General features: G+C 65.8%; 8 protein-coding genes. All 8 read right to left on the bottom strand.

What is annotated here, in order from left to right; genetic code table 11:
* Positions 1-129 precede the first annotated feature (129 nt).
* On the bottom strand, positions 130-2,283 hold the full coding sequence (gene ligA, locus OWC48_RS42780) for an NAD-dependent DNA ligase LigA (RefSeq protein WP_282525402.1): 2,154 nt from the start codon (positions 2,281-2,283) through the stop codon (positions 130-132).
* 152 nt (positions 2,284-2,435) lie between these two features.
* Positions 2,436-4,106, bottom strand: a complete 1,671-nt coding sequence (gene recN / locus OWC48_RS42775) for a DNA repair protein RecN (protein WP_282525401.1) — start codon at positions 4,104-4,106, stop codon at positions 2,436-2,438.
* A 23-nt stretch (positions 4,107-4,129) separates the two neighbouring features.
* Positions 4,130-5,017 carry an outer membrane protein assembly factor BamD gene (locus OWC48_RS42770; protein WP_282525400.1) on the bottom strand — a complete coding sequence of 296 codons (888 nt, stop codon included), beginning with the start codon at positions 5,015-5,017 and terminating at the stop codon, positions 4,130-4,132.
* Positions 5,018-5,279: 262 nt separating this feature from the next.
* On the bottom strand, positions 5,280-6,242 hold the full coding sequence (gene lpxC, locus OWC48_RS42765) for a UDP-3-O-acyl-N-acetylglucosamine deacetylase (RefSeq protein ID WP_231143143.1): 963 nt from the start codon (positions 6,240-6,242) through the stop codon (positions 5,280-5,282).
* Between the two features lie 363 nt (positions 6,243-6,605).
* Positions 6,606-8,405, bottom strand: coding sequence for a cell division protein FtsZ (gene ftsZ / locus OWC48_RS42760; protein ID WP_282525399.1), 1,800 nt, complete (start codon positions 8,403-8,405; stop codon positions 6,606-6,608).
* A gap of 87 nt (positions 8,406-8,492) precedes the next feature.
* Positions 8,493-9,815, bottom strand: a complete 1,323-nt coding sequence (ftsA, locus tag OWC48_RS42755) for a cell division protein FtsA (RefSeq protein WP_282525398.1) — start codon at positions 9,813-9,815, stop codon at positions 8,493-8,495.
* On the bottom strand, positions 9,812-10,840 hold the full coding sequence (locus tag OWC48_RS42750) for a cell division protein FtsQ/DivIB (protein ID WP_282525397.1): 1,029 nt from the start codon (positions 10,838-10,840) through the stop codon (positions 9,812-9,814). Before OWC48_RS42750 ends, ftsA begins: the two co-directional genes overlap by 4 nt.
* A gap of 350 nt (positions 10,841-11,190) precedes the next feature.
* Positions 11,191-12,177 carry a D-alanine--D-alanine ligase gene (locus OWC48_RS42745; RefSeq protein ID WP_282525396.1) on the bottom strand — a complete coding sequence of 329 codons (987 nt, stop codon included), beginning with the start codon at positions 12,175-12,177 and terminating at the stop codon, positions 11,191-11,193.
* Between the last annotated feature and the right edge of the window lie 12 nt (positions 12,178-12,189).

The raw sequence follows: 12,189 nt of genomic DNA, 5'->3' as shown, positions 1-12,189 counted from the left end.
CATCAGCGCTTCCACAAAGCTCGGCTGTCCCGTCTGCTTAACCGCCATCGCTACCCTCCAAGGCTTTGCCCGAGGGAATCACAATTGACGAATTACGCAACAGGCCCACAAGGGGAGAAGGGAAGAGCCTCACTCCCCGATCAGCGTCAGCCACTCGTCCTCGGTCAACACCTTGACGCCGTGCTTGTTGGCTTCCGCGAGCTTGGAGCCCGCGCCGGGGCCGGCGACGACGAGGTCGGTCTTCTTCGACACCGAACCCGACACCTTCGCCCCCAGACGCTCCGCGGTGGCCTTGGCCTCGTCGCGCGTCATCTTCTCCAGCGCCCCCGTGAACACCACCGTCTTGCCGGCGACGGCGGAGTTGCTCTTCGGCTTCTCGGCGTCGATGATCTCGACTTCCTTGGTCAGCCGCTCGACGATGCCGCGATTGTGGCTCTCGCCGAAATAATCGGCGATGCTCTTGATCACGGTGTCGCCGATCTGGTCCAGCGCGTCCATCTCGGCCATCGCCTCCTCGTCGCCCTTGGCGACCTTGAGACAGGCGTCGTGGAAAGCGTCCCATGAGCCATAGCCGCGGGCGAGCGCCAGCGCCGTGGTCTCGCCGACATGTCGCATCCCGAGCGCATAGACGAAGCGCTCAAGCGCGATTCTGCGCCGGCTCTCGATGGCGCCGAACAGGTTGCGCACCGAGGTTGCGCCGTAGCCCTCGATCTCCTCGAGCTTCAGCTTCGCGTTGCGCTTCTCCAGCGTGAAGATGTCGGCGGGCTCCCTCACCCATTCCTCGTCGAAGAAATACTGGAGCTGCTTCTCGCCAAGACCGTCGATGTCGAAGGCGCGCCGCGACACGAACAGTTTGAGGTGCTCGATCTTCTGATAGGGACAGGCGAACTCGCCGGTGCAACGGGATCGCGACTCCTCCTCGCCCGCCGCCGTCTCCCCGCGTACGACGTCGGTGTGCAGCGGGCACGGACACTTCTTCGGGAGGTGAAACTCCTTGGCGCTCTTCGGTCGCTTGTCGAGGACGACGTCGACCACCTGCGGGATGACGTCGCCGGCACGCTGGATCACGACGGTGTCGCCGATCCTGATATCACGTCCCTCGCGCAGCACCTCACCCTTGTTGCCGATGCCCTTGATGTAGTCTTCGTTGTGCAGGGTGACGTTCTGCACGATCACGCCGCCGACGCCGACCGGTTCGAGCTTGCCGACGGGCGTGAACGAGCCCGTGCGGCCGACCTGGATCTCGATGTCGCGCAGCACCGTCATGGCGCGCTCGGCGGGGAATTTGTGCGCGATGCCCCAGCGCGGCGTGCGTGAGACGAAGCCGAGCCGTTCCTGCCAGTCGATGCGGTCGACCTTGTAGACGACGCCGTCGATGTCGTAATCGAGTTTTGCGCGCTGCTCCTCGATCGAATGATGGAATGCGAGCAGCTCCTCGACGGAATGACAGAGCCTGGTCAACGGATTGGTCTTGAAGCCGCAGCGCTCGAACCAGCCGATCATGCCGCTCTGCGTACCCTCCGGCATCGCGCTCATCTCGCCCCAGGCATAGGCGAAGAAGCCCAGGGGGCGCGAGGCGGTGATGGTCGGGTCCTTCTGGCGGAGCGAGCCTGCGGCCGAATTGCGCGGATTGGCGAAGATGGTGCTGCCTTCCGCCTTCTGCCGCTCGTTGAGCGCGAGGAACGCCTTCTTGGTCATGTAGACCTCGCCGCGCACCTCGCAGATGTCGGGGACGTTGCGGCCTTTCAGCTTCTGCGGCACGTCTTCGAGCGTACGGATGTTGGCGGTGACGTCCTCGCCTTCGGCGCCATCACCGCGGGTCGCCGCGGTGACGAGCTCGCCGCCCTCGTAGCGCAGCGACATCGAGAGGCCGTCGATCTTCGGCTCGGCCGAGAAATCGACCTTGTCGTCGTCGAGCTTCAGGAAGCGCACGATGCGGCCGACGAAGTCGCGGACGTCCTCTTCGGCAAACGCGTTGTCGAGCGACAGCATCGGAACGGAATGCCGGACTTTCCTGAACCGCCCCGACGGTGCCGCGCCGACTTTCTGGGACGGCGACAGCGCGCTGACGAAATCCGGAAAGCGCTTTTCGATCGCGTTGAAGCGCTGGCGCAACGCGTCGTACTCGGCGTCGGTCACGGTGGGCGCGTCCTCTTGATAGTAGCGCCTGTCGTGCTCTTCGAGTTCGAGCGCGAGCCGCATGTGCTCGACCTTGGCCTGCGCCTTGGTGAGGTCGGCGACGTCGCGAAGCGGCCTTGCTTTGGATTTTGCTGCTCTTGCCATGGTGCTTGGATACGACGGAGCGGGCGGGAGGGTAAAGGCGGTTAGTCTCGTGCCCCGGACGCTGCGCAGCGCGGAGCGGTGCGCTGCAGAGCCGGGGCCTATGTGGCGGCATTCCGGGTCCCGGCTCGCGCTACGCGCGTCCGGGACAAAGTCTAACTCGCCGCCTTGAGCAGCCGTTCGGCGGCTGCTCTCGCCTCCGCCGTGATCTCGGCGCCGGCGAGCATGCGGGCGATCTCCTCGCGGCGGTGGTCGGCGGCCAGCGCATTGACGCGGGTGGCGACGCGCTTGCCCTTGTCGAGGGCGTCCTTGGAGATCAGCAGATGCTGGCCGGCGCGGGCGGCGACCTGCGGGGCGTGGGTCACGGCCATCACCTGCACCTTGCCGGCAAGCCGCGCGAGCCGCCCGCCGATGGCGTCGGCGACCGCACCGCCGACCCCGGTGTCGATTTCGTCGAACACCAGCGTCGGCGCCGAGCCGCGGTCGGACAGCACGACCTTGAGCGCCAGCAGGAAGCGCGAGAGCTCGCCGCCGGAAGCGACCTTCATCATCGGACCCGGCTTGGTGCCGGGATTGGTCTGCACCCAGAACTCGACGCGGTCGAAACCCTGCGGGCCCGGCGCGGCCTCATCGGTCTCGACCTGCGTCATGAACTTGGCGCGTTCGAGCTTGAGCGGCGCGAGCTCGGCGTTGACCGCCTTGTTGAGCTTGTCCGCCGACTTCTGCCGCGCCATCGACAATTTCTTGGCGGCAGCGGCATAGCGCGCGTCAGCCTCGATCGCCGCCTGCTCCAGCTTCTTCAACCGCGAAGCACCGGCATCGATCAGGACGACGTCGGCAGCATATTTGGCGGCAAGAGCGGCGAGCCCATCGACCGGCGTCGAATATTTGCGCGAGGCGGCGCGCAGGGCGAACAGCCGCTCCTCGATGCGCTCGAGCTCGCCCGGATCGAAGTCGGTCGCGGCGAGCGCGGCCAGAAGATGCTGGTCGGCTTCCTCCAGCGCGTTGATCGCGGCGTCGATCGCCTTCACGGCAGGCTCGACCAGCGCCGGCGAGTTGACACCGCGCCGCTCCAGCCGGCGCACGGCGGCCGACAGGGAGGCGACCGGCGAATGATTGCCGCCGACGGCTTCCTGCGCCTCGCGCAAATCGGAGGCGATCTTCTCGCCCTGCATCATGGTGGTGCGGCGACCGGCCAGCGAGGTCTCCTCGCCCTCCTTGGGCGCGAGCTGCTTCAGCTCGTCGGAGGCGTGGCGCAGATAGTCGGCCTCGCGCGCGGCGCGCTCCATGGCGGCGCGGTGCTCTTCCAGCGCGGCGCTGGCCGTGCGGCGCGCGTCCCAGAGCGCTTCGACCGCGGTGACATCCTTCTCGAGCCCGGCAAAGGCGTCGAGCAGGCGGCGGTGGGTGGCGGCATCGACCAGCGCGCGCTCGTCATGCTGGCCGTGGATCTCGACCAGGGCGGCGCCGACCGCCTTCAGCGTCTGCACGCTGATCGACTGATCGTTGATGAAGGCGCGGGTGCGGCCGTCGGCGAGTTGCACCCGGCGGAGAATCATCTCGCCGGTATCATCCAGGCCGTTCTCGGCCAGAATCTTCGTCGCGGGGTGATTTTTGGGGATATCGAAGACGGCGGTGACCTGCCCCTGCTCCGCGCCATGGCGCACGAGGCCGGCGTCGCCGCGGCCGCCGAGCGCCAGCGCAAAGGCATCGAGCAGGATGGATTTGCCCGCACCGGTCTCACCGGTCAAAACCGCAAGTCCGGTGGCGAATTCGATATCGAGCCGCTCGATCAGGACGATGTCACGGATCGACAGACGCGCCAGCATGGAATCAAATTTCCTAGCCGAGACTAAAGGCCTATCTTCTTGAAGGCCCTGCTCATCCAGGAACCCTGATTCTCGCTCGGCTCGAGACCGCCGGATTTTACAAGATTATAGGCGTCCTTGTACCAGCGGCTGTCAGGAAAATTGTGGCCAAGCACCGCGGCTGCGGTCTGCGCCTCGGCGACGATGCCGATCGTCATATAGGCCTCGGTGAGCCGGAACAGCGCCTCTTCGACATGGCGGGTGGTCTGATACTGCGTGACGACGGCCTTGTAGCGGTTGATCGCCGCCGTGTAGTCACGCTTCTGCATGTAATAGCGGCCGACATTCATTTCCTTGCCGGCGAGCTGGTCGCGCGCGCCCTCGATCTTGGCCTTGGCCGAGGTCGCATATTCCGAGTTCGGATATTTGCGGTTCACCTCTTCCAGCGCGGCGATCGCCTTCTCGGTCCGGTTCTGGTCGCGGCTGATGTCCGGAATCTGGTCGTAATGGGAGGCGGCGATCAGGTATTGCGCATAGGCCGCGTCCGGGCTGCCGGGATGCAGCGTGACGTAGCGGGTCGCGGCGCCGATGCAGCCGTCATAGTCGCCGCCCTGGTAGGAGGCATAGGCCGACATCAGCAGCGATTTGCGGGCCCAGTCGGAATAAGGATGCTGGCGGTCGACCTCTTCGAACTTCTTGTTCGCCGCCTTCATGTCCTTCTTCTCGTTCATGAGGTACAGGCCCTCATTATAGATCTTGTCGGCGGGCTCCTCGGTGAAGGTGTCGTCCTTGGCGGTGAACTTGTCCCAGAGCGCGCCGGTGCCGCAGCCGGCCAGCGGCAGCGCGAGCACCACAAAGGTGGCGGCTTGAAGCAGCCCGCGGACTCCAGGCGAGACCGAGAGATATCCGCGCGTCATACGCTGTGCCGACATGAATTTAAGCCCTGACGCCCTGTGATGCGGTGTCCGCCAGCCCATGAACCCCGTCATGGGCGCGAAATGTAGCCGTGGCGCCTGCTATGCGACCACGCCGTGTAACCGAAAAACGATCTCGAACCAACCGGATAGGCAGGCATTTCGCCCGGATTAAGGCGAACGCGCCGCAATCCTAGCCGATCATCGTTACCAGGAGTTTCCCGGGGAAAGCCGCCGCCAAACGCCGGCGGCAACAGAACGCCAGTGGCGACAGGTGTCTTCAGGACACGTCCGGCCCATAGGCCGCGGCGATCCGGCCGCCGACGATGCCGCGACCGACTTCGCCCACGGGACGCGTGGTGCGGCGGACCGCCTCGCCCTCGACCACCCGCCAGGCGGTACGGTCGGCCAGCAGCGCGGTCAGGACAGCGTGGTTGAGCTTGTGACCGCCACGCACCGAACGGTAGGCGCCAAGCAGCGGCAGGCCGGCCAGCGCGAGGTCGCCGATCACGTCCAGCACCTTGTGGCGGGCGCATTCGTCGGCGTAGCGCAGGCCCTCGGTGTTGAGCAGCCGCTCGTCGTCGAACACGACGGTATTGTCGAAGGAGGCGCCGAGTGCATAACCCGCGCTCCAGAGCCGGGCGACGTCGCACATCAGGCCGAAAGTCCGGGCGCGGCCGACTTCGCGGCGAAAGCGCTCCGGGCTCAGGTCGAAGCCGCAGCTCTGCTGGCCGATGACGGGATTGGTGAAGTCGATCTCGATATCCACGCGGAACCCGTTGGCGTAGGGCCGGATCTCGCCGAAGGAGTCACCGACCTTGGCCGAGATCGGTTTCAAAACCTGAATGAAGCGGCGCTGTGCCGGCTGGCTGACGATGCCGGCCTGGTCGATCGCGGCAATGAAGGCCGCCGCGCTGCCATCCATGATCGGCACTTCAGGGCCGTCGATCTCGATGGTGGCGTTGTCGACGCCCATGCCCCGCAGCGCAGCAAGCACGTGCTCGGCGGTGGAAACCAACGGGCCGTCACGATCGCCGAGGACGGTGGCGAAGTCGGTCGCGATCACCTGGTCGGCGGTCGCCTGAATCTCACGGTCACTTCCCTCGAGGCCGGTGCGGACAAAAACAAAACCCGCATCGACGGGCGCAGGCCCAAGCGTGAGAGTGACGGGAAGACCGGAATGAACGCCTACGCCGGCCACGGTGGCTTGCGCACGAAGCGTTGTTTGCCGGCTAAATTTCATTCGGAATCCGCCCCACTACGACCCACTGCGACTTATACTAGACCCGCTTGGCCGGCCAGTGCCGACGGTTGCGAATCTCCGTATCCCCAAGTCACGGCAAACCATAGTCACTGCCTCAAACAAGCCAACTCACGCTTTTTTACCGATTGTTACCCCAAACCTGCCGTATTCGCGCCAAGGCTTAACCAAATTGCGCCGGATTTCGGGACCGTTATCGGCAGTTTTACTGAACCACCAAATACGTAATTAATGATTTAAAATCAGTTGCTTGGTCCCGCAATCCGGACATGCACGGGACAAAAGGAAAGGTCCCGGCAAGCTTCCCGCCGGGACCCTTTTTCGTCAGCCTTATTGTAACAATCCTCACGTCGCCTGACGCCTCAGGAAGGCGGGGATATCAAGATGGTCGTCACCCTGTGGCGCCGGCGCAACAGGCGCCGGGCGGCCATGCATGTCCAGGCCCTGAGGCGCGGGACGGCGGGCATACTCTGATACCGGCTCCGTGGCCGCGATCTGCTGCGCCACGGTCTTCTGGGGCCGGCGATCGGGCAGCGGCGGCATCGCGGGACCGGCGGTGCGGGCTGCGACCGGCGCCTCGCTCTCTTCGTCACGGCGGCCGAGGCCGACATTGGCGAGACGCTGCAGCAGCGACAGGCGGGTCTTCTGCGGGGTCTCTTCTTCCGCCTCGCCGCGGGCCTGACGAAGCTCGGCCTGGGCCGGCATCGGCAGTTCGTCGATACGCGGCATCCTGGGCGCACGGACCGGCCCACGCTCGGCCTGCGGCGGGATGAAGGTATCCGGCGTCATCGGCTCCTGCATCGCGACCGGGGCCATGTCGGGCTCCGGAAACAGGGTCGGCTTCTGCGCGATCGGGCGTACCGTGACGTCGCCATAGGTCTGCATCGGCGCGGGCGCCTGCGGGACCTCGGCAACGGCAGCCGCGATGGCGGCCAGCGCGGCACGCTCGACATTCGGACGCGGCGCGGTCGGCGCGGCAGCGGCCGGGATCTGGGCTTCCAGCTTCTGGGCGCGCTCGGCCATGCGCTGATTGTCGGCACGCAGACGCGCGGTCAGGTCGGCGAGACGGCTCTCGGCAGCGGCGGCCGGAGCAGCGGGAGCCTGCTGCACCTGTTGGATCTGCTGCGGCGCCGCGTTCGCGACCGGGGCGCTGGTGGCCTGGGTGTTGCGGGCGATCGTTGCCTGCTCGATGCCGGTGGCAACGACCGAGACGCGGATCAGGCCGTCGAGCGCTTCGTCGAAGGTCGCGCCGACGATGATGTTGGCGTCCTGGTCGACTTCCTCGCGGATGCGGGTCGCGGCTTCGTCAACCTCGAACAGAGTGAGGTCCTTGCCGCCGGTGATCGAGATGAGGAGGCCCTTGGCGCCCTTCATCGAGCTATCGTCGATCAGCGGGTTGGCGATCGCGGCTTCAGCGGCGGTCAGCGCGCGCTTGTCACCGGAAGCTTCGCCCGTACCCATCATCGCCTTGCCCATCTCGCGCATGACGGCGCGAACGTCGGCGAAGTCGAGGTTGATCAGACCTTCCTTGACCATCAGGTCGGTGATGCAGGCAACGCCGGAGTAGAGCACCTGGTCGGCCATCGCGAAGGCGTCGGCGAAGGTGGTCTTCTCGTTGGCGACCCGGAACAGGTTCTGGTTCGGAATGATCAGCAGCGTGTCGACGACCTTGTGCAGCTCGTTGATGCCGGCCTCGGCGGTGCGCATGCGGCGGCCGCCCTCGAAGTGGAACGGCTTGGTCACGACGCCGACGGTGAGGATGCCCATGTCGCGCGCGGTCTTGGCGATGACGGGAGCTGCACCGGTGCCGGTGCCGCCGCCCATGCCGGCGGTGACGAACACCATGTTGGCACCCGAGAGATGGTCGCGCAGTTCGTCGATCACCTCTTCCGCCGCCGCCGCGCCGACGTTCGGCTGCGAACCCGCGCCGAGGCCTTGCGTGACCGCGGTGCCCATCTGCACGATGCGCTGCGCCTTCGACATCGTCAGCGCCTGCGCGTCGGTGTTGGCGACCACGAAGTCGACGCCCTGAAGGCCGGCCGTGATCATGTTGTTGACGGCGTTGCCACCGGCGCCGCCGACGCCGAACACGGTGATCCGGGGCTTCAATTCGTGAATATCAGGAACATTGATGCTGATGGTCATGTTTGCCTCTCGATCACGCGCGCGTGGGTTCGCCCCGGCCGGCGGCCGCGGGAGTTGGTGAAATGCGAAGGTTGCGGAACCGGTTCATCAGAAGCCCTCGCGTAGCCATCGTCCGACCTTTCCAAAATAACCGCCCGTCCCTGTCTTGACCTGCTGCCGCGTATTTCGCGGTTCGACATGCTCGTGGTGAACATATTGCGGGTAGACGAGGAGCCCGGCCGGCACCGCGAACGCGGCGTTCTTCGCCTCGTTGGGCAGCCGGCCGAAACCGAGCGGACGTCCGACCCGCACGGGCCGGCCGAGAATCTGTGTGCCGAGTTCAACGAGGCCGGTGAGCTGCGAGGCGCCGCCGGAGAGCACGACGCGGCCGTTGGGCTCTGAGGCGAAGGGCGAATCCTTCAGCTTGTCCCGAACCATTTCGAAGACTTCCTCGGCACGGTGCTTGACGATGTTGGCGATGGTGGCGCGGGAGACGATCTGCGGCAGATCCTGCTCGTCACCGGCTGTCGGTACAGACATCAGCTCACGCGAGTCCGATCCGCCGGTGATGACGGTCCCATATAACGTCTTGATTCGCTCGGCATCGGCAATGGTCGCGGAGAGTCCACGCGCGAGATCCATCGTGATGTGTTGCCCGCCGACCGCAAAGCCCGCCGCATGCACGAAGCGGCCGCCGGAATAGACCGCGATGGTGGTGGTGCCTGCGCCCATCTCGACGACGGCGGCGCCGAGATCTGCCTCGTCGTCGGTCAACACCGACAGGCCAGCCACATAGGGGCTCGCCGCCATGGCTTCGACATTGATGTGGCAGCGCTCCACCGCCAGCATCAGGTTACGGGCAACGGTGGCATCGCAGGTGACGACGTTCATGTCGACGCCGAACTGATGCGCGACCATGCCGCGGGGATCGCGGATGCCCTTGACGCCGTCGAGCGTGTAGCCGACCGGCAGCGCGTGCAGCACGGTGCGGCCCTCGCCGGTGGCGTGGCGCATGCCGGTGGAGGTGACGCGGCTGACATCGGCCGGCGTTACGGCGCCACCGCGGATGTCGGCCGCGGCTTCGACCAGCTGGCCGGAAAGCCGGCCTCCGGAGACGGACAGCAGCACGGACTCGACCCGCACCTTGGCCATCTTCTCCGCCAGCCCGACGGCCTGGCGCACCGCCTGCTCGCATTCGGCGAGATCGACCACTGCGCCGGCCTTCATGCCGCGCGACTGGATCTGGCTGTAACCGATCAGCTCCACCGCGTGGGTACGGTCGCGCAGGGCTTCGCTCGGCGCCGACGGCTTCAGCCGCGCGATCATGCAGGCGATCTTGCTGGTGCCGATGTCGAGGCAGGCGACGATGCCGCCGCGCTTGTGCGGCATCGGGCGCGTCTTCGGGGTCTGGGTGCGATCAAGACCGGTCATGCGGCGTCCCCGGCCTTCTTTTTCTTCTTGTCCTTGAACAGGTCCTCGCGCGCCTTGGCGGCGTCGTCGGACAGCTGCACCACCAGGCGATCGGGCAGGCGCATGTCGACGGCGACGATGTCGCGGGAGAACAGCTTGTCCTCCTTGTCGAGCCTGGACAGCGTCGCGAGGGCGTTGCCGACGTCCTGCTCGGGCAGACGGATGTCGAGGCCATCCTTGAGCCTCAGGTTCCAGCGCCGCTCGCCGACATAGATCGCGGCCTTGGTCACCGAATTGATCTGCGGATAGCGCGCCAGCAGCGCCAGGAAATCGCGCGCCTGGGTGTCGGCGCCCTTGCCGACCACGAGCGGCAGCGACAGGAACCGGCGCGAGACGTAAGGCTCGAGTACGGCGCCGTCATCGGCGATGACGGAGAGCCGGCCGGCCTCCTGCCACAGCGCGAACGCCTGGCGCTCGGTGATGTCGATCATGAGCCGGCCCGGATAGAGCTTCAGTACGGTCGCATCCGCAATCCAGGGATTGGCCTTGAGCTTGTCGCGCACGACGTCGGCGTCGAGGAACAGCAGCGAGGAGCGGCCGCTGACGCCGCCGACCGCGAGGATCTCGTCCTGGCTGAGCTGCTTGCGGCCGTTGATCACGACCGAGGTGATGCGAAAGCCCGCGGAATTGGCCAGCGCGTTGCGGGCATCGCTGACCGCGGCGATGAAATCCTGGAGGTGGCCGCCCCTTACGATGCCGAAGCCGCAGCTTCCGACCAGCAGCAGAACGGTCATGGTGATCCCGACCCGGCGCGGCGCATAGCGCTCGACCAGCGCGACCACGCGCGGCGGCGGCTCGCGCTCGACGACGGGCTTGGCTTTGGTCTTGGACCTGATCTTGTTCTGGGCGACAGCGCGCTTCTGCTCACGTTTTTCTTGCACCCACTCGCGCAGAAGCACGACCGCTCCGATAGCGGCCGCCTTCAGGTCAGCTTGGGGCCTCAGCGATCTCAGAAACGACCGGGTGAGGCTTCCTGCACCATCCATTGCACGAGCTCGTCAACAGTTAGCCCGCGACATCGCGCGGGTCCTGGCGAACATGACGTCTCGGACTTGCCGGGCCGGGTGCTGGTCTTCAGAAGAAGAAAACCTCTCCCCTTCAAAGCGTTCGCTGGAGGTGACATCACCCGCAACAGCCCACGCGCCGGCAGCCAAAGCGTCATATGCGCCGCCAGCGTTAACCTTCGGACGTCCTGGTAAACAAAAGGTAAACTTCGTTAACGCCGGATGCGTTTTGCCCAGGCATGTGAGGCATTTATGCCGCGATGTCCGGCATTTTACCGGTTTTGGGTTCCAAAACCGGCCATTTCGCCGGTTCGGCCGTTAACCAGTCCTAATTATTTTCTTACGCCCCGACCGGCGAGCTCGACCAGGCCGCGCAGGAAGTCGACGAACTCGATGCCTTCGGCTTTCAGCGCCTTGGGGTAGAGCGAGGACTTCGTCAACCCGGGCAGCGTGTTGGTTTCGAGATAGATCAGGCCCCTGTCGGAGACGATGAAGTCCGAGCGGGAATAGCCGGTGCAGGACATCGCGCGATGCGCCAGCATCGCCTGCTCCTTCAGCGCAGCGGTGATCTCGGGCGAAAAACGGCCGGGGCAGATCTCCTGGGTCGACTTCAGGAGATATTTTGCGGCGTAGTCGAAATTGCCCTCGCCCGGAATGATCTCGATCGGCGGCAGCGACATGATCGAGCCGTCGGTGCGCTCCAGCACGCCGCAGGTGGCCTCGACGCCCGCGATGTAGGGCTCGATCACATAGTCTTCGTGCTTCGCCGCATTGCGGACGGCGACGAGATCCTGCCTGGCGTTGACGAAGATCAGGCCATAGCTCGAGCCGTCGCGCGCCGGCTTTGCGATCAGCCGGCCGTATTCGGCGAAGGCCTCGTCGATCTTGTCCAGCGCAACGTTGGCCGGCGGCGTCACGCCGCCGAGCGCGGCGAAATGCTTGGCCGCGATCTTGTCGAAGGCGAGATGCGAGGAGGCCGAGCCCGATCCGGTGAAAGGCACGCCACGCGCCTCGCACATCACCTGCAATTCGCCGTTCTCGGCGCGCCCGCCATGCAGGCCGAGCACCAGCACGCGGCCCTCCGCCTTGGCCTGGTCGAGCGCCTGCCCCAGCGGAATGCCTGATGTGCCGGGCTTGAACTCGTCCTCGAACGGACGGGCGTGTTCGAGCAGTTGCTTCGACTGCACGACATGCACCTTGTCCTCGACGTCCCACCACCAGAGATCGGCCTCGGGCAGCGCCTGATGGAGCGCCTGGGCTGAGGCGACCGAAACCAGACGCTCCCGGTTGGAGCCGCCGAAGAGGATGGTGATGCGCATGTTCTCTCGTCG

This window comes from Bradyrhizobium sp. Arg816 (assembly GCF_029989365.1).
In the GTDB taxonomy this organism is placed as follows: domain Bacteria; phylum Pseudomonadota; class Alphaproteobacteria; order Rhizobiales; family Xanthobacteraceae; genus Bradyrhizobium.
The sequence above is the reverse complement of the archived record's forward strand: the minus strand, read 5'-3'. Positions and strand labels throughout refer to the sequence as shown.